Source organism: Calditrichota bacterium (assembly GCA_014359355.1).
Classification (GTDB): domain Bacteria; phylum Zhuqueibacterota; class Zhuqueibacteria; order JANLFK01; family Oleimicrobiaceae; genus Oleimicrobium.
The window spans coordinates 1-21,233 of the sequence record JACIZP010000379.1; the positions used below are offsets into that span (position 1 = coordinate 1).

19 protein-coding genes are annotated in these 21,233 nt (G+C 62.8%); 18 read left to right on the forward strand and 1 reads right to left on the reverse strand.

What is annotated here, in order from left to right; genetic code table 11:
* The first annotated feature begins 89 nt into the window (after nt 1–89).
* The 18 genes from H5U38_15770 to H5U38_15855 all read left to right on the forward strand — a co-directional run bounded on the left by H5U38_15770 (nt 90) and on the right by H5U38_15855 (nt 20,762).
* Nucleotides 90–1,784 (forward strand): D-aminoacylase, encoded by a 1,695-nt coding sequence (locus tag H5U38_15770; GenBank protein ID MBC7188481.1) that lies wholly within the window; start codon nt 90–92, stop codon nt 1,782–1,784.
* A 32-nt stretch (nt 1,785–1,816) separates the two neighbouring features.
* Nucleotides 1,817–2,470, forward strand: a complete 654-nt coding sequence (locus tag H5U38_15775) for a hypothetical protein (protein ID MBC7188482.1) — start codon at nt 1,817–1,819, stop codon at nt 2,468–2,470.
* A gap of 22 nt (nt 2,471–2,492) precedes the next feature.
* The gene (locus H5U38_15780) at nt 2,493–2,876 is read left to right on the forward strand and encodes a hypothetical protein (protein ID MBC7188483.1); all 384 of its coding nucleotides are present in this window, start codon (nt 2,493–2,495) and stop codon (nt 2,874–2,876) included.
* A 244-nt stretch (nt 2,877–3,120) separates the two neighbouring features.
* A complete protein-coding gene (locus H5U38_15785) occupies nt 3,121–4,101 on the forward strand; it encodes a carbon monoxide dehydrogenase (GenBank protein MBC7188484.1) in 981 nt (326 codons plus the stop codon).
* A gap of 29 nt (nt 4,102–4,130) precedes the next feature.
* A complete protein-coding gene (locus H5U38_15790; protein ID MBC7188485.1) occupies nt 4,131–4,433 on the forward strand; it encodes a 4Fe-4S binding protein in 303 nt (100 codons plus the stop codon).
* A gap of 78 nt (nt 4,434–4,511) precedes the next feature.
* The gene (locus H5U38_15795) at nt 4,512–5,795 is read left to right on the forward strand and encodes an MFS transporter (protein MBC7188486.1); all 1,284 of its coding nucleotides are present in this window, start codon (nt 4,512–4,514) and stop codon (nt 5,793–5,795) included.
* Between the two features lie 89 nt (nt 5,796–5,884).
* Complete coding sequence (locus tag H5U38_15800) at nt 5,885–6,868, forward strand: radical SAM protein (protein MBC7188487.1); 984 nt, start codon at nt 5,885–5,887, stop codon at nt 6,866–6,868.
* Between the two features lie 138 nt (nt 6,869–7,006).
* Complete coding sequence (locus H5U38_15805) at nt 7,007–8,032, forward strand: thiamine pyrophosphate-dependent dehydrogenase E1 component subunit alpha (protein MBC7188488.1); 1,026 nt, start codon at nt 7,007–7,009, stop codon at nt 8,030–8,032.
* The gene (locus H5U38_15810) at nt 8,029–9,039 is read left to right on the forward strand and encodes a pyruvate dehydrogenase (GenBank protein ID MBC7188489.1); all 1,011 of its coding nucleotides are present in this window, start codon (nt 8,029–8,031) and stop codon (nt 9,037–9,039) included. Before H5U38_15805 ends, H5U38_15810 begins: the two co-directional genes overlap by 4 nt.
* 69 nt (nt 9,040–9,108) lie before the next feature.
* Nucleotides 9,109–9,666, forward strand: a complete 558-nt coding sequence (locus H5U38_15815; protein MBC7188490.1) for an MGMT family protein — start codon at nt 9,109–9,111, stop codon at nt 9,664–9,666.
* Between the two features lie 38 nt (nt 9,667–9,704).
* Nucleotides 9,705–10,580 (forward strand): MBL fold metallo-hydrolase, encoded by an 876-nt coding sequence (locus H5U38_15820; GenBank protein ID MBC7188491.1) that lies wholly within the window; start codon nt 9,705–9,707, stop codon nt 10,578–10,580.
* Nucleotides 10,567–11,526 carry a DMT family transporter gene (locus H5U38_15825; GenBank protein MBC7188492.1) on the forward strand — a complete coding sequence of 320 codons (960 nt, stop codon included), beginning with the start codon at nt 10,567–10,569 and terminating at the stop codon, nt 11,524–11,526. The genes H5U38_15820 and H5U38_15825 overlap by 14 nt, the downstream gene beginning before the upstream one ends.
* Before the next feature lie 261 nt (nt 11,527–11,787).
* The gene (locus H5U38_15830; GenBank protein MBC7188493.1) at nt 11,788–12,387 is read left to right on the forward strand and encodes a GAF domain-containing protein; all 600 of its coding nucleotides are present in this window, start codon (nt 11,788–11,790) and stop codon (nt 12,385–12,387) included.
* A gap of 15 nt (nt 12,388–12,402) precedes the next feature.
* Nucleotides 12,403–14,118 (forward strand): cyanophycinase, encoded by a 1,716-nt coding sequence (locus tag H5U38_15835; protein ID MBC7188494.1) that lies wholly within the window; start codon nt 12,403–12,405, stop codon nt 14,116–14,118.
* Between the two features lie 28 nt (nt 14,119–14,146).
* Complete coding sequence (locus H5U38_15840) at nt 14,147–15,649, forward strand: radical SAM protein (GenBank protein ID MBC7188495.1); 1,503 nt, start codon at nt 14,147–14,149, stop codon at nt 15,647–15,649.
* Nucleotides 15,650–15,684: 35 nt separating this feature from the next.
* A complete protein-coding gene (locus H5U38_15845) occupies nt 15,685–16,140 on the forward strand; it encodes a RidA family protein (protein MBC7188496.1) in 456 nt (151 codons plus the stop codon).
* Nucleotides 16,141–16,143: 3 nt separating this feature from the next.
* A complete protein-coding gene (locus H5U38_15850; GenBank protein MBC7188497.1) occupies nt 16,144–18,132 on the forward strand; it encodes a SpoIIE family protein phosphatase in 1,989 nt (662 codons plus the stop codon).
* Nucleotides 18,133–18,245: 113 nt separating this feature from the next.
* Nucleotides 18,246–20,762, forward strand: a complete 2,517-nt coding sequence (locus tag H5U38_15855; protein ID MBC7188498.1) for a tetratricopeptide repeat protein — start codon at nt 18,246–18,248, stop codon at nt 20,760–20,762.
* A 44-nt stretch (nt 20,763–20,806) separates the two neighbouring features.
* On the opposite strand, the gene H5U38_15860 is transcribed toward H5U38_15855, so the two are convergent.
* Nucleotides 20,807–21,178 (reverse strand): HEAT repeat domain-containing protein, encoded by a 372-nt coding sequence (locus H5U38_15860; GenBank protein ID MBC7188499.1) that lies wholly within the window; start codon nt 21,176–21,178, stop codon nt 20,807–20,809.
* Nucleotides 21,179–21,233: the final 55 nt, after the last annotated feature.

The window sequence follows — 21,233 nt, forward strand, 5'->3', positions numbered from 1 at the left end:
ATTCTGCGGGGAGGTGCCGCAAAGCGATGACCTGACCATGGTGGTGCTGCGAGTCCTCAATGCATAGAAGGTCCAGGAGGAAGCCGGCAGTGGAACAAGACTATTCGCGCCGTGAGTTCTTGCGAAGCGCGGCGCAGAGCGCAGTGGCTTTGGGCGTCCTTGGTGCGACGGGGCCCCTGGTGCAGGGCTGCGAGCGGGCAGAATTTGACCTGCTCATCAGAGGTGGCACGCTGTACGACGGACGAGGAGGCCCACCCGTGATCGCCGACCTGGGCGTTCGCGGCGAGCGGATTGCGGCGATCGGCGATCTCACGCACTCTACGGCACGCGTAGTGGTTGATGCCACCAAGTTGGCAGTGACGCCAGGCTTCATTGACGTGCACAGCCACACCGACGTCGGACTTTTGGTTAACCCGAAAGCGGAAAGCAAGATCCGCCAGGGAGTAACGACCGAGATCTCCGGGAACTGTGGGGCAAGTCCGTTCCCCCTGCGGGGACCGGTGGTGGCCACCACCAGAGAGGAGATCCGCCAGGAGTTCGAGATAGAGCCGGACTGGCAGGACGCCGATGGGTTCTTGGGCAGGCTGGAGCGGCAAAAGATAGCCGTCAACTATGTGACCCTGGTCGGGCACAGCTCGGTGCGCGCCGCAGTCATGGGGCTCGACAATCGGCCTCCGACCTCGCAGGAGATGGAGGCAATGCGGCATGAGGTGAGAGAAGCCTTAGAGCAAGGTGCCGTCGGGCTGAGCACTGGGTTGGAGTACACGCCGGGCTGCTTTGCCAGCACCGCCGAGATCGTGAGCCTATGCGGAGTGGTGAAGGAGTTTGGCGGCATCTACGCCACCCACATGCGCAATGAAGACGTGCAAGTGGAAGAGGCCCTTGAAGAGGCCATTCAGATTGCTGAGCAGGCGGACGTGCCGCTTGAGGTTTCCCATCTCAAGGCCTGCCAGCAGCGCAACTGGCACAAGACGTCCCGACTCTTGGAGCGGTTGAAGGAGGTGCATGAACGGGGCCTGCGCGTGCACTGCGACCGTTACCCCTACACGGCTTACGGCACTACCCTGAAGCTGATGTTCCCCATGTGGGCACGGGAAGGGAGCGACGAGGAGTTTGTCGCGCGCCTCAAGGACGAGGCGCAGTGGCGAAAGATGCGCTCGCACTTGGAGGAGAGGGTGGCCGCCCTGGGCTCGTGGGAGCGCGTGCTAATTACCAAGGTTGCGGGGACGCAGCATCAGGCCGCACAGGGTAAGACCGTGCCGCAACTGGCCGAAGAGCTACACACGGACCCTTGCGAGGCGGCACGGCAGCTTCTCATCGACGCCGAGGGCAAGGTGGCCATGTGCGGCTTTGCCATGAGCGAGGAGAACACCGAGCGAGTGCTCTCTTTCCCCTTGACGATGGTCGGCTCCGATGGCGAGGCGGTTGCCCCTTATGGAGTTCTGGGCAGAGGCAACCCTCACCCACGGTTCTATGGGACTTTTCCCAGGTATTTCGGCTACTATGTGCGCGAGCGCAAGATTCTGCCATTAGAGGAGGCCATTCGTCGGGTGACGTCGCTGCCGGCGCAGGTTTTCGGCCTGAGGGACCGGGGAGTGCTGGCAAAGGGAGCTTTTGCCGATATCGTGGTCTTTGACCCGCAGACAATTGTGGACCGGGCGACCTTCACCGACCCCCACCAGTACCCGGTGGGCATCCACCACGTGGTCGTGAACGGACGCCTGGTCATCCACCAAGGAGAACATACCGGCTGCTTACCTGGACGGGTACTGCGCCGTGGTTGAGTGGGGTCATGGCAAAGAGTCCGGAGGAAGCAATGGAGCACTGTGTAATCATCGGCGACGTGCAAAAGTCGCGACAGCTGGAGAATTGGCCAGAGGTCTTTGAAAAACTGAACACAGTTCTGGCAGACATCAACAGGCATTTCGCCGCCGACGTGTTGCTGCCGTTCCGCACCACGGTGGGCGACGAATTTCAGGGGGCGCTCCGCGACGCCTCCCGGGCCTACGCGGTGTGGCTGCACCTGCACGTGCATGTGCCCATCCCGCTCTACTGCGGCGTAGGCATCGGGGAGGTGGAACGGCTGGCCGACGAGGAGGCTGGGATGCGGGGGACCGCTTTCTACCGTGCCAGAGATGCCCTTAACACCTGCAAACGCCAGCAGAGGAACATCCTGCTCAAGGCAGATGAACGCTCCTCCGATGGCGTCCTAGCGATCAATGGGCTGCTGTGGCTCATTCAAGCGCTTGAGGAGCGCTGGACCATCCGCCAGAGGGAGATGGCCCGGTTCTATCGCACCCAGCCAGACCTGACCTACGAAGAGGTGGGCAGGCATTTTGGGGTCTCAAAGCAGGCAGTGTCCCAAGTGCTGCGCGGGGCGAAATGGGATGCACTGTTGGAAGGGGAGCGCATTGTGGGGACGTTGCTCTCCCGCCTGGCGGCGCGTCAAGCCGCAGGCCTTGATATTTGAAAGTAAAGTGCAAAGGCTTGACATGTCTCTCTTGCGCGTGCTCACCCAAGGGGCCGTCTGCGCCCTGGGCTACCTGGTAGCCGTCTATGTGGGACACTACGTGGTGATCGCCATCTTAGGAAGGCTGCAGATTGCGGCGCGCGGAGGGGTGCCGGGCGCCGGCGCGCTCATCGGCGCGCTGGAAAGGGCCTTGACGGTCACCTTCGTCCTCCTCGGCCAGTACACAGCGCTGGGACTAGTGCTGACCGCCAAGTCGATTACCAGGTTCGAGAAGCTGAAGAATCGCAAGTTCGCTGAATACTACTTGGTCGGCACGCTGGCCAGCATGCTCTGGGCGATCCTGGTGGGTTTAGCAACCCGCTGGACGTGTTTCATAGGCATAGACTTGATTCCCGGCCTGCAGTGAGCGAACGAACCGACTCGGCTGAGCTCTTGTGGAGGCGCCGGCTCGCCCGTTCGCGGCAACCCGTGGGCGTGCACGCAGACGACTAGGGAGAGTGGGGGGGAGAGGATGTACTCAAGCCACAAGGACCTGTATGGCGGACTGCGACAGAAGTTGACCACAGCTTTTGACCGTCAGGACGGTCGGGCGACTTACGGGTAGAGAGCGGGCAACTCTTAAAGAAGAAAAGGCTGCAATCGTGTCTGAGATGAGCACCATCCGCCCCATTACCAGCACCATCACCTGGGCCAACCGCCTGGACCACTTCCTTGCGCGGTGGGGAGTGTGGCGGCACCGGCATCGCGTGGAGCCGGGATTGTATGCGCTGGGTACGCCGACCCCCTGGTCGCCGGTACTGGTGACGGCGAACTACACGCTCAGTTTTGATGCGCTGCGCGCCGCCCTGCGAGGCAGAGACGCGTACATTCTCGTGTTGGACACTGAGGGAATAAACGTCTGGTGTGCGGCGGGCAAGGGGACCTTCGGCACTGAGGAGTTGGTGAGACGAATGGCGGCGGTAGGTTTGGCCGAGGTGGTGGCCCATCGGCGGCTCATCTTGCCGCAACTGGCAGCCAGTGGTGTGGCGGCACATGAGGTGACGGCGCGCACCGGCTTCACAGTAGACTTCGGGCCGGTGCGGGCGGCAGATCTCCCCGCCTATCTGAACACAGGGGTGGCTACGCCCGAAATGCGACGGGTGAGGTTCGCTCTCGCCGATCGGGCGGTGCTCATCCCGGTAGAGCTGGTGCACTCCCTGCTGCCCATGGTCGTGGCAGCGGCGGTGCTTTGGCTGACCGGAGGCTGGCTGGTGGCGGTGGCGGCACCGGCCTCTGTGCTGGCCGGCACAGTGCTCTTTCCGCTGTTGCTGCCGTGGCTGCCCACGCCTAACTTTAGCACCAAGGGCTTTCTCTTGGGGATACTGGCCTGGCTACCGCTCGCTGTTGCGCTGGTGCGGGAGTTCGGCATGGCGGGGCAAGTGGGAGTGCATCTTGCCTGGCTGGCCATCACCGGATTGGGCATGGCAGCAGCGACCGCGTTCCTGGCTCTGAACTTCACGGGTGCCACACCCATCACCTCCAGGACGGGCGTGGAGCGGGAGATCTTTCGCTACGTGCCGATCATGGCGGTTATGGCGGTTCTTGCGGTCGTAGGAACCCTGGCAATGGGGGTCATTCGCCTCGTGTCATGACAAAACGCGGCCCACCCTTTGGAGACGATATGTTCGACAGCGTCTACACTTCTACCACCTTGCATTATGAGCCCGAGTTGTGTACTGGCTGCGGGCTGTGCAGCATCGTGTGCCCCCATGGGGTGTTCGTCCAGGGAAACGAGGTTGCAGAACTCCGGTATCCTGAGCGGTGCATCGAGTGCGGGGCATGTCAGCGGAATTGTGCCTTCGGGGCGATCAGCGTGCGCACCGGCGTAGGATGCGCAGCAGCCCTGATGTTGGAGGCGCTGCGTGGCAGGAAGGGCAGCTCCTGTAGCTGCGACGGACAGCCTCTGTGCTGCTGTCCGTCCTGATCAGACTGCGGACCGCAAAGCATGGAACGAGGGCACGTGCCAAGGAGGTCTCTGGGGGCAGGAAGCGGCTTCCGCTTCATGGTGCGAGCGCTGCGGCATCGCAACTTTCGGCTGTACTTCGCCGGGCAGGGCGTCTCGCTCATCGGTACTTGGATCCAGCAGACGGCGATGGGCTGGTTGGTCTACCGGCTCACCAACTCGCCTTTCCTGTTGGGGGTCGTGGGGTTCACCGGCATGGCGCCTGCCCTGCTTTTCACTCCCTTGGCAGGGGTACTCGCCGACCGCTTTGACCGGCGGAAGTTGCTGATCCTCACGCAACTTCTGGCTATGGTGCAAGCGCTGGCCTTAGGCGTCTTGGCCCTCACGGGAGTGGTGGCTTTTTGGCAGATCGTGCCGCTGAGCCTGTTCATCGGCATTGTGAATGCTCTGGACGCGCCCACGCGCCAGGCCTTTGTCTTGGACCTTGTGGAACGCAGGGAGGACCTGGCAAACGCGATTGCGCTGAACTCCTCCATGTTTAATGGGGCGCGCCTCATCGGGCCGTCAATAGCGGGACTGCTCATCGCGGCCACGGGGGAGGGCCTCTGTTTTGTCATCAATGGGCTGAGTTTCCTGGCCGTGGTTGCGGCGCTACTGGCCATGCACGTGCGGCCGGGGCGGACAGCCACGCGGGGTGAGTCCATCCTGCGCGGTTTGGTGGATGGCGTGCGCTATGCTGCGCGCACAGAGCCCGTCCGCGCGATTTTGCTCTACCTGAGCATTGTGAGCTTTGCGGGGATGCCGTACCCGGTGTTGCTGCCGATTTTTGCTCGTGACATTCTCCGCGGGGGCCCGCACACGCTGGGGTTTCTCATGGCCTCTGCTGGTATCGGCGCGCTACTCGGCGCCCTGACACTTGCCGGGCGCAAGACCGTCGTGGGACTGGGGCGCTGGATTGTGCGCGCCACCTGCGCGTTCGGGGCCGGCCTGGTGGGGGTCGCGTTGTCGCGTGTGGCCTGGCTTTCCTATGGACTGATGGTAGTCGCCGGCTTCGGCATGATGGTGACGATGGCCTCCTGCAACACCATGGTGCAGACCATCGCTGACGATGACAAGCGCGGCAGGGTGATGAGTCTGTACACCATGGCCTTCATGGGGATGGTGCCGCTGGGCAGTCTGCTCGCCGGCGCGGTAGCCAGTCGTGTGGGTGCACCAGCTACTCTTGCCGCCAGCGGCGGATGCTGCATTCTGCTAGCGCTGGTGTCGTACTCGCACCTCCCCCGCCTGCGCAAGGTCATACAACCCATCTACCTCAGGTTGGGGCTGGACACAGGGGCAGCCGTAGTTGTGGATACGGGAGGCCGCACTGGCGAAGGGAGGTGAGCGTTGTGTTGTCGCGAAGGGGATTCCTCGCCACATGTGCCGCGTTTTGTGTGGCGAGACTGGGGAAACTTGGCGGGCCCGCGCTCGCAATGTTCCTGCCTGGCGGGTGCAGGAACCGTGGCAGAGGTGACGAGAGCTCAGAGGAATGGCGACCTGCCTACCTGGAGCTTCATCGGAGCGGGGAACTGGCTGCCCGGGCGGAGAAGCTGTGGCAAGTCATGCGTAGCTGCCGTCTCTGCCCGCGCCAGTGTGGGGTGAACCGGCTGGAAGGGGAACGCGGCTTTTGCCGTGCATCTGCCGAGTTGCAGATAGCCTCCTTCCATCCGCATTTCGGCGAAGAGCGGCCACTGGTCGGCAGGGGTGGCTCAGGAACAATCTTTTTCAGTAACTGTGGCCTGCGCTGCGTTTTCTGCATCAACTGGCAGATTAGCCAGGAAGGGGAGGGCGAAGTCAGGCAGATCGCTGAACTGGCGAAGATGATGTTGCGGCTGCAAGAGATGGGGTGCCACAACATTAACGTGGTGACGCCCACGCACTATGTGGCGCACATCCTCAAGGCGCTGGACATCGCCGCGGCGCAGGGCTTGCGCTTGCCGCTGCTGTACAACACGTGCGGCTGGGAGCGGCTGGAGATTTTGCGGCAACTGGACGGCATCGTCGATATCTACCTGCCGGATTTTAAGTACGCCGACGGTAAGATGGCTGCCAAGTACTCCAGCGGAGCGGAAAGCTACCCTGAGGTGACCAAGGCAGCGCTCTTGGAGATGCATCGCCAGGTGGGTGTGGCCCGACCTGGCCCCGACGGACTGATCCGCCGCGGCCTGATGATTCGCCACCTGGTGATGCCCAATCGTGTCGCGGGTACCAAGGAAGTGGTGGAGTGGATCGCTGCTAATCTGCCCAAGGATACTTATGTGAACATCATGTCGCAGTATCGGCCCATGTACAAGGCCTTTTCCTACCCAGAGATTGCGCGGCGCCTCACCGTCGAGGAGTACCGAGAGGCGGTCGCGTGGGCCCGGGAGGCAGGACTGACCAACCTCGACATCCAGGGGCTTGCATGGGTGGAGTGATGAGACGGCCACCGCAAACAATTGACTGGCCGACTGCTGCCCCCGGCGGGCAAGGCTTTTGTGCCAGCAGGCGCAAGCGCACGGCAAGGCGTCGCTCGTGGGGAGGGCGGGCGCCGGGGGTACCTCGGCATGGAGGCCATGATGGCCGCTGACCTTTGGTTCCTTTATCGGCAAATGCTGCGCAGCAGGCGCCTTGAGGAGGAGATCAAACGCCTCTGGGAGCAGGGCAGGATCTCGGGGGAGATGCATCTCGGCATCGGCGAAGAGGGCGTGGCCGCAGGTGTGGTGACCCACCTGCGCGAGGGAGATGCTATGGCCCTGGACCATCGTGGTACGCCGGCGCTGGTGGTGCGAGGTGTTGACTTGGTGGAGCTCCTGCGGGAGATGCTCGGCGACCCCCGCGGGTTATGTGCGGGCAGAGGTGGGCACATGCACCTCTTTTCTCGGGAGCATCTTGCCGCCAGCACCGGCATTGTGGGCGCCGGTGCCCCTCTGGCCGTGGGCTTTGCCTTGGCCGCGCAGCTCCTCAGGCCGGAGCGCGTGGCAGTGGCCTTTTTCGGCGATGGGGCGATGAACCAGGGGATGCTCCTTGAGTCGCTCAACCTGGCGGTGGTGTGGAGACTTCCTGTGGTCTTTGTCTGCAAGCACAACGCCTGGGCCATCACCACCAAGAGCGACATGGTGACGGGCGGTGACCTGGTGCAACGGGTGCAAGGATTTGGCATGCCGGCCGCCACGGTCGATGGCACGGATGTGGAGGCTGTTTGGGAGGTGGCAGGAGAGGCCATCACGCGAGCACGGCGCGGGGACGGTCCGCAGTTCCTGCTGGCGACCTGCCCGCGGCTCGAAGGTCACCTGTTGGGAGTGGCGTTGCACGACCCGGCACGATTGCTTGACATGGCGTCCCCAACGCTCCGCGCCATCACGGGGCGCAAAGGGGCTGGCAGAGGCAAGCGGGCGACGGCGCTCACGACCCTCTTGGCTTTAGTGGCCAAGGCAGCCGCCCCACGCGCTCACCGTGGGCGTGACCCGGTGGCGAAGACCAGGGCTAAGCTCATTCACGAGCCGCGTCGCCTGCGCGCACTGGAGGAAGAGGTGGAGAAAGAAATCAAGGGTGCGGTTGCCTTGGCCGTCGGGCAGCGCGGAGGGGGTAGGCAGCAATGAAGACCATCGGTTTCTCCGAAGCCATAGATGCCGCCCTGGCACAGGCAATGGCCGAGGACGAGAGGATCGTGCTCATAGGCGAGGACGTGCACACCATCCACCTGGAGCTCTATGTGCGCTTTGGCGAGCGGCGCGTACGGCCCACACCCATCAGTGAGGCGGCGTTTGTGGGGGCAGCTGTTGGCGCGGCTATGGCTGGACTACGTCCGGTGGTCGAGGTGATGCTCGTGGACTTTGTACCTGTGGCGGCGGACGCGCTGGTCAACCACGCGGCAAAGATCGAGGCTATGTCGGGCGGCAAGTGGCCTGTGCCGCTCGTGGTACGCGCCACCTGCGGCGGTGGTTACGGTGACGGCGGCCAACACGAGCAGAGCCTCTGGGGATGGCTTGCCCACATCCCGGAGTTGGCGGTGGTCGTGCCTGCAAACCCCTTGGATGCGGGCAGCCTCATGCTCGGCGCCCTGGCCCACGGGAGGCCTGTGGTGTTTCTCGAACACAAGATGCTCTCGGAGAGGTGGCTGGACTTTCTGGCAGGCGGGAGTCGGGCAACAGTGCACTTCGACGTGCCCAAGGCCGGGGCCCAGGCAGAAGCGCCGAGGCGATGGAAACCCTCGGCGCTGGGCAAGGCTGCGGTGCTAAGGGGAGGAGAAGACCTGACCATTGTCACTGTTGGCCTTGGTGTGCATCAGGCCTTGCAAGCTGCCTCAGCCCTCGCGGAACAGCGCGTGTCGGCAGGTGTGGTCGACCTCAGGTGCGTCAGACCGCTCGATCGAGAAACGGTGATTCGCCAGGTGCAGCGCACCGGCAGGCTGCTGGTGGTGGACGAGGACTACAAGGAGTTCGGTCTTTCGGGCGAACTGGCGGCCACGGTTCTGGAACCAGGACTTGCCCCACGATTTGCCCGCGTGTGCACCGAGGAGACCATCCCATATGCGCGGGCTCTGGAGACTCGGACTCTGCCCTCTGTGGAGCGAATCATATCGGCAGCGGAAAAGCTGATGTCCTGAGCGATGTGGTTGCGGGGTCTGGTCTGCTATGGTTGTTGCGTTCAGGCAGAGGGAGAAAGGAAAAGAGTGATGCAAGGAGTTGCTCATACGCTGGTGACGACGAGAATGGGCACTGTGGCCGTAGTCTGGCAGGAGAGTGCACGAGGTCCGCAGGTGCTCAGAATCTTTTTGCCTCAAGAGGAGCGTGCAGCCCGGCAGGCGGTGTTTGCTACGTATCCGGGCGCTGAGCACCGGCATTGTGCCCAGATAGATGAGCTGGGCGGCGCACTCGAGCGTTTCCTCCGTGGCGAAGAGATCCGGCTCCCGCTTGAGCTGCTGGCCTTGGACCGCTGTTCCCCGTTTCAAAAAAGCGTTCTCCTTGCCGACTGGCAGATTCCTCGCGGTTGGGTCAGCACCTACGGCGCTATTGCCCGGCGTGTGGGGCGTCCTGGGGCAGCACGCGCCGTGGGAAGAGCCTTGGCGTGCAACCCCTTCCCGTTGGTCATTCCCTGCCACCGGGTGATTGCCGCGGATCGGAGCTTGGGTGGATTCCAGGGGGGACTGGCGGTCAAGCGGGCCTTGCTGGAGCTGGAGGGGGTGCCCTTTGACGGCGATGGCCGGGTGCTTGCGGCGCGTGTGTCTGTGTAGTCTGCACAGCTTCTGCATCGCGATGAGGAGTGGCGAGGATGAAGATTCGTTGTTGGGGCGCACGAGGGTCGATTCCCGTATCTGGGAGTGAGTATTTGCGCTTTGGGGGGAGCACCACCTGCTTGGAAATTCAGACGGCCGACGGCCAGACGGTCATCGTGGATGCTGGTTCAGGCATCCGGCGCCTGGGCCACCAGCTCCAAGCGCACGGTGAGAAGAGCTACCACCTGCTCCTCACCCATGTCCATTTGGACCACGTGCTGGGTCTGCCTTTTTTCCGTCCGGTCTACGACGAGGAGGTAGCCCTGCAAGTCTACGGTTGCCCCTTTGAGCGGAGTTCGATGCAGGACCTGTTGGCCGAGACCTTGCGCGCCCCGACTTTTCCCGTGGAGCTCAGCATGTTCAAGGCGCACATGTCTTTTCACAGTGTGGACACCCAGCCTTTTCTGATCGGCTCAATGCGCGTGAGCCCCATCTATCTGAGCCACCCGAACCGGGGAGTGGGTTACAAGTTCGAGGAAGAGGGACGGGCACTGGTCTTCTTGACCGATAATGAGCTGTCGTACCGCCACCCCGGGGGGCTTGAGTTCGATGCGTACGTCCAGGCCTGCATGGATGTGGACCTCCTCATCCACGATGCCGAGTTTACGCCCGAGGAATACGCGTACCGGACCAAGTGGGGACATTCCGCCTTTACCGATGCCCTGCGCCTGGCAATGGAAGCCAAGGTGAAGGCCTTTGGTCTCTTCCACCATAACCAGGACCGCACCGATCACGCCCTCGAGCAGATAGTCGAGGAGTGTCGGCGCATTGTTCGGGACGTGGAGCCACGGCTTTCCTGCTTTGCGGTGTATGAGGGGATGGAGATCGCCATGGGTTCAGTTGGTGGAACGTCTCCTGATGGCTGCGCGTGAGCCTGTGCCCAGCTCCTGGCCGCGTGTGGCCCTGCTTGCCTTGGGCGCCTGCGTGCTCTGGTCCACGGCCTTTGTGGGGGTGAAATACGGTTTGGGCTTCGCGCGTCCCCTGTCGTTTGCGGGCATGCGCTTTGTGCTCTCCGGGGTGCTCCTCTTGCCGTTGGTCAGAGGACAACGGCAGGCCTTGGCCGAGCTGCGCCGCGGCCTGCGGACGGTGCTTTTGGTGACGCTCTTTCAGTCAGTGTTGCTGTACGCCTCATTCTTCGTGGGCATGACGCTGGTGTCTGGGGCGCTGGGCGCCATCGTGGTGGGCTCCTCGCCACTGGTCGCCGCAGTGGTGGCCCACTTTGCCATGGACAACGATGAGATGACCCTTCCCAAAGCGGCGGCAATCGCCGGTGGGATGATAGGCGTTTGCATCATTAGCCTGAGTCGTCAACCATGGACTGCAGCCGGGCTGCGTGAGCTGCTTGGTGTCGTGTTGCTGGTGCTTGGGGCCGTCTTCTCTGCGGTGGGCAATGTGCTGGTGGCTCGGGACAGACGGCGCATCCACCCGGTGGTGCTGAGCGCGGCGCAGTTCCTGCTGGGGGGTGCGGTGCTGACCGCCGTGTCGCTTCCCATCGAGGGCCCGCCGCGGCTGGCTCTGCCGTGGGCCTTCTGGGGCACTCTGTTCTATCTGGCCCTGCTCTCTGCGGTCGCTTTCTCGATTTGGTTTTCGCTTCTCGCTATGCCCGGAGTAAAAGTCTCGGAGCTAAACCTGTGGAAGTTCGTCATTCCGGTGTTTGGTGCGCTGTTCAGCTGGCTGCTGCTGCCCGGGGAGAAGCCAGAACCGCTCACGGTGCTGGGCATGCTGTGCGTGGCCTGCTCGGTGCTGGCTTATGGGCTGACGGTGGCGCGACGGGGCTCCGCCGAGGTGGTCGCAAGTCCGCCACCGGCGGCCGGATGACGGACGAACGAAATGTCGAGGAGTGCTTTTATGCCGGAGGATCCAATCGCTCGTTTCAAACAGGAGAGGCAACTACTCAACGACGTCGTCATGAAATACGCCGGCCTGGCCATGAGGCGCTTCTACAGCCTGGACGGGCAGGTCTATCGACAAGGGGCGCTGCCAGCGCGGATGAAGGAACTCATGGGACTGGTTGCCTCCTTAGTGCTGCGCTGTGACGACTGCGTAACCTACCATCTCATTCGCTGCCACGAAGAGCAGCTGAGCAATGAGGAGGTCGAGGAGGCATTGGCCATCGGCCTGGTGGTTGGCGGTTCGATTACCATCCCGCACCTGCGGCGGGCACTGCGCTGCTGGGACGAGCTGCAGCAACGGCCGTCAAGCGCCGGGACGCCCCCGCTGCCGCAGCATCTGGCATCCCTGCTCCGCACCATCGCTACCATCCTGGAGTGGCCGACCGAGAGGAAGCGGAAGCTGCAGGCCATATGCAGCCTCCTCAAGGACCAGGTCGAACACTACGACTGGGTGGGTTTCTACCTTGTGGAAGACGAGCCTGGCCTGTTAGTGCTTGGACCGTTCGCCGGCGCACCCACTGAGCATGTGCGTATCCCCTTCGGCAGAGGGGTCTGTGGACGCGCAGCGGCCGAACAGCAGACAGTGGTGGTGCAAGACGTGGCAAAGGAGCAGAACTATCTGGCCTGCAGTGTAGATGTTAAGTCGGAGATCGTGGTGCCGCTCCTGAGAAACGGGCAGGTGCTTGGCGAGTTGGACATCGATTCCCACAAATTGGCCGCCTTCGGCGAACACGATCGGCGCTTTCTCGAGGCGGTGGCCGAGCTCGTTGTGCAGGCTTGGGACTGAGAAGCGGAGGGTTGCGTGCGAAGGGCCCCTGGGCGAATGACGCGCGTGGAGAAGCCTTGTTGTTGCGGGGTCCGTGGCATTCTCTCCATCTCCCAACTGTTGGGCCTTGCCCTAGCCCTCCTCGGTTGGGGGGACCCGGTGCATGGCCAGGGCTCACTGTTGCTGATGGGTGGCGGAGACGATCGGCGAACGTGGGCCGACCCGGTCTTTCGGTGGTTTGTCCAACAGGCCGACTCCGGCAAGATCATCAACATCGATGTGGACGAGACGGCTGCCAGTTACGCGTCTACCTTCAAAGCATGGGGCGCGGCCGCGAGCAGCCACCCCTTGCAAATCGCCACGCGGGCCAGCGCCAATGACTCCGCCACCTACCGCGAGCTGGTTTCCGCCTCGGGCATTTTCATCGAGGGCGGCGACCAGTGGGACTATGTCTCCACCTGGAAGGGGACTCTGGTGGAGAAAGCCATCGAGGAGGTGTTTGCCCGGGGCGGCGCCATAGGGGGGACCAGCGCCGGCCTTGCAGTCTTGGGCGAGGTAGTGTTCGATGCCGCTTATGGTACCGCCTATCCCGAATACGCCGCCTACAACCCTTACTATGCGCGCATTCACTTTACCGACGACTTTCTGGACATTCTCTCGGGCGTGCTCACGGATTCGCATTTTCAGACCCGTGCCCGGCTCGGGCGGCTGGTCCCCATGTTGGCACGGCGCATCCAGGATTACGCACAGCCTGACTTGATGGGCATAGGGGTGGATGAAAGCACTGCGCTGTGCGTCAATCCGGACCTCACCGCCGTGGCATACGGGGTGGGCTCGGTGACAATTCTCTACCGCAGCGAGAATTCGCGCATCGTCTGCGAGCCGAACCGCCCGGTGACGTTCACCGACATCTGCTTTGACCAGCTCGTCTGGGGAGCCGTCTACGACCTCCGCACCCGCACCCTCATTGACCCAGGGCCGTATTTGCAACCATTGGCCGGTCCGGCGCAGCCCAGCGCTTTTACGCCCCTGCTCCTCTACGGCGGGGCGGACAGCACTGCCGAGATGGGTGAGGTGGTCATCACCAACCTCACCAGCGGCGAGGACAACGCTTTCTATGGACGCCTTGGGCAAAGACCTGGTCGCGGACTTGTGCCACAGGCGGTGATTATCCCCAAGGTGTGGAATAACCGCACTTTTGCTCCCAATCGCATTGTTGGTGGCCAGTGGGGCGCGGCAACCCACCCGGGCTACACTGCGCTCTTTCTGGGCGATAACAGCACGTGCGCCATCGACGCAAGCGGCACCATGACGGTGGAGGTGCTGGCCTATGTGCTGGACACATCTACCGCCACCCACGCCGGCGTGCCGCGCGGGACGAATGTGCCAGGGATCGTAGGGGCGCGTCTCCATTTTCTGGCCAGTGGCGACCGCTACGATCTGGCGCGACATGAGGCGGTGACTGCCGTGCGGGCCAAATTGCCACCCTTCCCACAGACGCACCTTCTGGTGTACAACTTCCCGAACCCCTTTTCCAGGCAGACGTGTTTTTCGTACTGGTTGCCGGCCCCGGGAGAGGTGACATTGGAGATGTTCAACGTGCGTGGGCAACAGGTTGGCCGCATGCATGATCAGTGGCAGGAGCCAGGTTGGCACACGATGGAGTGGGAGGCGTCTTTGCCGCGCGGTGTGTATCTTTATCGCCTTGTCACTTCGGCGGGATGTGCCTCGGGCAGGTGTGTGGTGAAATAGGGCACCGGACCCTTTCCCCTGCGGCGAGATGGCGCGACGACCGTTGCACATACTGCTGGTCAATCCGTGGATCCACGATTTTGCCGCCTACGACTTTTGGGCAAGGCCGTTGGGTCTACTGTACGTGGGAGGCGTGTTGCGCAGCGCCGGCTGTAGGCTGTCGCTGGTCGACTGTCTGGACCGCCGCCATCCCGCGGTGGAGGCTATGGTGGGCCGTGTGCGCGAGCGCGGCGATGGCACCGGCAAGTTCTTCCGCCAGCCGATCCCCAAGCCCGCCGTGGTGCAGCATGTGCCGCGGGTTTTCTGCCGTTACGGCATGCCGGTGCAGGTTTTCGCCCGCCAACTCAAAGAACTCGGCAGGCCGGATGCCATTCTGGTGACCTCCGGGATGACCTACTGGTACACCGGCCTTGCAGAAACGGTGGGAATGCTCCGCGAGGCCTTCCCGGGCGTGCCGGTGGTCGTCGGTGGAATCTATGCTACACTCTGTCCGGAACACGCGGAGAAGACTCTGGCGCCCGAGGCGCTGGTGCAAGGGCCAGGCGAGAACGTGGTCGTGGAGGTGCTCAACCGCCTTTGCCATGCAGAGCTTCCCGAGGCTCGTTACGGAAGCCTTGATGAGCTGCCGTATCCGGTCTACGACCTTTATCCAAAGCTGGAGACGGTGGCGGTTCTCACTTCGCGGGGCTGTCCGTACCGCTGCAGCTTCTGTGCATCGGCTCTGTTGGCAGGAAGCTTCGCGCAGCGGGCACCGGAGGCGGTAGTCGCTGAGATTGAGCATTGGCTGAGCCGAGGCGCACGGCACATTGCCTTCTACGACGATGCCCTCTTTTTGCGCGCTGATGAGCACATCAAGCCCCTGTTGGAACTGGTCATTCGTCGCGGCGTCAAAGCGCAGTTTCACACGCCCAACGGGGTACAGCCCAGAGCTGTGGACCGCGAGCTGGCCACACTGCTGCGTCGTGCCGGCTTCGCCACCCTGCGTCTGAGCTTCGAAACGGTGAATGAGGCCAGGCAAGAGGACATGAGCGCAAAGGTCAGCAGCGAGGATCTGGCTCGCGCGCTGGAGGCTTTGGCTCAGGCAGGGTTTCGGCGCCAGGACATCGGCGTTTACCTGCTCATGGGTTTGCCAGGACAAGAGGTCGAGGAGGTGGTGGAGAGCATTTTGTTTGTGGCGCGGCTTGGCGCCAGGGTGTGCCTGGCCTGCTTTTCGCCTATCCCTGGTACGCGTGAATGGCAGCGCGCGGTGGCAAGTGGAGCACTCGCTCCGGACACAGACCCACTGCTCTGCAACGAGTCGGTCTATCCCCTGAGCGATGGCCTGCCAGACTACTGGCGCTTTGTCCGCTTGCGCAACCTTGCCACCGCGGTGAACAGATTTGTGGCTGCAGGCGGACCGATCACCGCCATCCCCCCGAAGGAGGCAATTCTGGAGGAGATCGTGCGTCCGCGCTTCAGGAGCGTGGAGGCATTTCTTCGCAGTCGCTTTTCTGCCGGGGGCAAAATGTGCTTGCAAGGAGAAACGGCGTAACGCTCGTGCGGAACAACAGCGGAGGAGGAGAAAAAGTGCGCACGTGTTGGCTAGTGATCCTGGCACTCGTCTTTGTCGTTGGCTGTGGGCCTCAGCGGCCTGCTCCGGCTGGCCGACAGGTGGTTGCCACCGCCGAGGCGCCCGCGGCCATCGGGCCTTATAGTCAGGGCATCAAGGTGGGGAACATGCTGTTTACTTCGGGGCAAATTCCCATCGACCCGGCCACTGGGCAACTGGTCACCGGCACCATCGAGGAGCAGACGCGGCGTGTGCTGGACAACTTGGGTGCCGTGCTCAAGGCGGCGGGGATGGATTTCGGCGACGTGGTGAGCGCCACCGTGTACATGGACGACATCGCCAACTATCCGCGCATCAATGCGGTGTACGCAGAATACTTTCCCCAGGACCCGCCAGCGCGCTGTGCCATGCAGGTGGCGCGCCTGCCCAAGGGCGCGGCAGTGGAGATTGCCCTGGTGGCCGTCAAGGATTAGCGGATGAGGCGCCTGCAAAGTCTCTGGGTAAAGATCACCTTAGCGGTGGTGGTGCTGGTAGTGGCCATCATGGCTTCGGTGAGCTACTTTTTCAGCTACCGCGAACTGCGTGCGGAAAGGCGCGAGGTTGAAGAGCGCATCGAGCGCCTGGCTAAGCAGACTGCCTCGGTGCGTTTTGCCGAGGCCGAGGGATGGTACGTCTATCAAAGCTACATCGACAATCTCATTCGCGCCGATTTTAGCCGCGACCTTGTCTACATCGCCATCTTCGACGAGCACGACTCCTTGGCTGCCCACGCGTTGAATCGTGACTGGGTGGACTTGGGCGGCCGCGAGCTGCTCAGCAGGGAGGAAGAACGCGAAGTGGTGCGCCTCCTCTCGCAAGGAGCGGTGGCCAAGGAGAGTCGCGAGGACCTGGGGAGCGTACCAGTCCAGATTCGCGACGCTACGCGCTCCTATGGCACGGTGGAAGTTGGCTTTTCCTTGGTGGAGCTGAACAACGCCTTTCGTCGCAAACGCCTGACCAACTTTCTCCTTTTGGCGGTGTTCACTGCCCTGGGCGTGGTCACTTCGGCGGCCATGAGCTACCGCATCGTCACACCGCTGCGCAGGTTGGCCGAGGCGATGCGGCAGATTGCAGGGGGCGATTTGAGCCGCGAGGTGCGGGTGCGCGCCGGCGATGAAATCGGCGAGTTGGCCCGCAGCTTCAACACCATGCTCGTAGGGTTGCGCGAAAAGGACGCCATCGAGCGGATGACGCGCGCACTCGGCTTTACCTTCGAACTGCGGCGGGTCACGCAACTGGCCACCGAGGGCATGCAGGCCAGCAGCGGCGCGCGCCGCGCAATACTGCTGGTGAGCGAGGGAGAACTGCCGGGCCGCTTTCGTCCTGCATGGGATTCCTTGCGTGGTGAGCTCGGAGTGGGGGAGCCATGCATTGACCTCAGCCAGGCCCCGGAGCTGCTGAAGCTGACGGAGCCAACCCCGTGGGGTGCCGTGGCTAACAACGGTCCCGCTGCCACTGCGCTGCGGGCTTTGTCGCGGCGTCTGCGGCCAGAACGGTGTGCGCTGCTCGTTCCGCTCTGGGCGCGGGATGCCCTGGTGGGCCTCATGGCCCTGGCACCGCCCAAGGACAAGAATGACTACAGCGCGCGGGACCGGAGCTTCCTGGGGGTTTTGGCAACGCAGACAGGGCTGGCCATCGACAACGCTCTGCTTCACCTCCGCCTGACGGAGCAAGAGAGGTTGCAGCGCGAGATAGAGATTGCCCGCGATGTGCAGAGGAAGTTGCTTCCTCAGACGAAGCCCGCACTGCCCGGTTGGGATGTGGACGGCCTTTGCCTTCCGGCAGCCATGGTGGGAGGAGACTACTTCGACTACCTGGAGCTGGGGCCCAAAAGATTTGGCGTGGTCATCGCGGACGTCACCGGCAAAGGTACCTCGGCCGCTTTTTACATGGCAGAACTCAAAGGCATTGTGGTTGCCCTGAGTACCGCGTATGCGTCTCCCGCGCGGCTGTTGTGTGAGCTCAACCGCAAGCTGCGCAGGAGGCTTGACCCTCGGGTCTTTGCGACCGTGGCTTATGGCATCATCGAGCTTGAGAGCGGAAGGCTTCGCCTGGCGCGCGCCGGCCACGACCGGGTTTTGCTCCGCCGCGCCAACGGGCAGGTCGAAGCTCTGTTGCCGCCGGGCATTGCCGTTGGCCTGGCCGACTCATCTGTTTTCGATGCAAACATCAAGGAGTGCGCCACCCAGGTCCACCCCGGCGATACTTTGGTCTTTTACACTGACGGCGTCACCGAGGCGATGAACGAGCAGCACGAGCAGTTCGGGGAGCAGACGCTGTCCGAGCTGGTGGCGCATGCCCCTATGGGCGGCGCCGAAGACCTGCGCAAACTCGTCCTCCGCCGGGTGCGCAGGTTCGCGGGCCGTGCCGCACAGCACGACGACATTACGCTTGTGGTGGTGAAACGCCTTCCCGCTCAAGCCTGACAGGGACATTTGCTGAGAGGCGGCTGGGGTGATCCTCCGGCGCAGTCGCAAATGGGCAAGAGGACCGGTGCTGCGCGTTCTGGCGCATGCCGGTTTAACCAAGGAGGTGCTCGGTGCGTGAACATAGGTTTCAGATGAGAGTGGTTCTGTTCGGCCTGCTTCTGCTTGCGGCCCTATGCAGCAAAGAGCCGCAGCCACGCAAGATAAAGCTTGCTGAGCCGACCGAACCCTCGCAGCCAGGGATGCGCCGCCGCACTGAGGCGACTGTGGAATTGGCAAGTGGTGAGCGCAAGACGATTCTGGTCACCTACTTCGACAACCTGACCGGCGACCGCGACTTAGACTGGCTCCGGGCAGGCATTACCGACATGCTCATTGCCGACCTTTCGCAGTCGCATCAGCTGACGGTCGTCAGTCATGAAGGGTTGGTCAACATCCTGCGGCGCCTTGGCAAGGAGGACTATGCCTCGGCGGACGTGCGCGTGGCCGCCCTTGTGGCCCGCGAGGCGCAGGCAGAGGCATGGCTCACCGGGAGTCTACAGAAGCGGGGCGACTCGCTGCGCATCGAGGCCAAGCTTTATGACGCCCAGCGCGGCGAGCTCCTCAAGAGCGACTCGGTCTCCGGTGCTGGTTTGGAACGCGTCTTCACCATGGTGGACGAGCTGACGCGCAAGGTAAAGGAGGGCCTGCAGCTTTCCCTGCGCGAGGCGCGAGAGCGCGCCCTCACCGTGTCCGACGTCACGACCAGCTCCGTGCTTGCCTATCGCCATTACATCGCCGGCTTTGACCAGCAGAACAAGCTCTACTTCCAGGAGGCGATGGCCGAGTTCCAGAGGGCCATCGAGCTGGATTCAGCATTTGCCTCCGCCTACTTGCAATTGGCTTATTGCCACGGGGCATTGGGCCAACAACAGGCGGCACTGCAGGCCTTAGCCGCGGGAGTGCGGCACGCAGATCGAGCCTCAGAGAAAGAGCGGGTGCGCCTGCTGGCACTCTATCACATGCTCACCGGCAACGTCGGCGAAGCCTTCCAGCTCCTGGAGCGCGCGATTCCGGAGGTTCCCTATGACAAGATGCTGCACTTCCAACTCGGCTCCTGGAGCTATGGCATAGGCTGGTACGAGCGGGCCATCGAGGAACTGGAAAAGACCCTTGAGATCGACCCAAAGTTCAAGTTGGCCTACAACACGCTGGCCTACTCCTATGCCCGTTTGGGAAGGTATGAACAAGCTGCCGCTGCCATGAAGCGCTACGCAGAGCTGGCACCAGAAGAGCCCAATCCCTTCGATAGCATGGGTGAGATTTACCTCATGATGGGCGAGAACAAGAAGGCTCTGCACTTGTTCCGCAAAGCGCTCAGGATCAATCCCAAATTCTATCACAGTGCCCGTCACGCAGCGATCGTCCACTTTGAGATGGGGAACTATGAGCAGGCGCAGGAGTTCCTCCAGGCCTTCCAGGCAGTGGCACCAACTGCTGAGTTGCAGGCGGATGCCCACCTTCTCAGTGCGGCGATCTGCGGGCTTCAAGGACGGGAGGAGGAGGCATTGGCCCACCTCGACTCAGCGCGAGGGCTCGACCCGCTGTCGATCGCGCGGCCTTACGTAGCGCGCACGCTGCAAATGGACGCTGCCACCGTCAAGCGCTACGAGGACGAATGGTTCGCCGACGTGGAGGAGCACATTGACGAGGTTATGGAAGATCCCAATCTCCTCCTGTCGAGCGTGGTCATGGCGCTCCGTTTCGACGTGCACACGCGGGAACTTGCTGAGCTGGTGGCGCAACGCATGGCTGGCGGTGGAAGTGCCCACATGCCAATTGCCCTGGCTGCCGTCCAGCCGATGATGATCTACCTTGGGTACGTGCGAGAGATGGCAAAAAGAAGCCACGAGTTTGACCCAAGGATGCTCGCCTATGCACCAGACTTGGGCGCCCTGTACTGGCTGGCCTACGAAAAGGCACTCGGCAACTCTCCTGCCTCAAACGACGACCTACTTACTTGGACGCACGGGTATGCCGATTTCGCCTCGCGGAGCGGCAATCGCTCCTACGAGCTGGGGGCAAAGCTTTGCGCGGCGCTGGTGCATCGGCGGCGGGGCGAGGCAGAACAGGCGCAGGCGATTCTGCGGGAGAGTGGCTTTCCGGGGGAGGCTCACTGGCTTGTGCTCGGCCCCTTCGCAGGGACAAACGGGTTCAATCGCCGTTTCATCGACGAGAAAGCGACCAGTTTTGCTCCGACCGTCCGCTACGGGAAACAGGTGCTGACATGGCGAGTAGCAGAGGATGACCTGCCAGATGGCTTTGTCGATCTCTGGGCCATGCTCAGGAAGCCTTCACAAGGGGTGGCCTATGCGCGCGTGGAGTTCAGCGTGCCCACTGCCAGACAGGCCACCCTTCGCTTCGGTTATCGCGCAGGCCTCAAGATCTGGCTCAACGGAAGGTTGGTCTGGTACCAAAACGGCTCCGACCGGGCAAGCATCGATGGTTGGACCCTGCCCGTGCGCTTGCAGGCGGGGCGCAACGTCGTTCTGCTCAAGAGCACGCAGCGCATCGGCGAATGGGGCTTCTACTTCCGCATCACTGATGAGACGGGGGAAGGGTTCAGCGACCTTGAATACCTCACTCCTTAAGGCGGCCCCACACATCACAAAGAAGGAAAACCTACCAACCGGCTCTAAGACTGAACCTGTGCAGCGTTGAGCTTCTGCAGCGCCTCCTGCTCAATGGCTTTGGCACGGGGGTGCTCGTCTTCGCGGGCGACGGCGCGCTGGAGCGCCGGGATTGCCTGCCGGTCGCCGATTTCGCCCAGGGCTCGCGCTGCGCGCAGCCGCACCACCCAATCGTCGCCGTTGAGCGCCTCAATGAGCGCGGGCACTGCCTTCGCGCCAAAGTTGCGCAGGGCGTCCTCGGCGCTCTGGCGCACCGTCCAGTTCTGGTGGCGCAAGGCAGCGAGCAATGGCTGAATGGCGCGCTCTTCGCGGATGTTTCCCAGCAGCCGGGCCGCCTGGGTACACACTTGCCAGTCGGGGTCGGATAGCGCACTCAAGGCCGCGTCCACGGCGGCAGTCGAAGAGATGCCAGTCCAGCGGATAGTGCGCAAG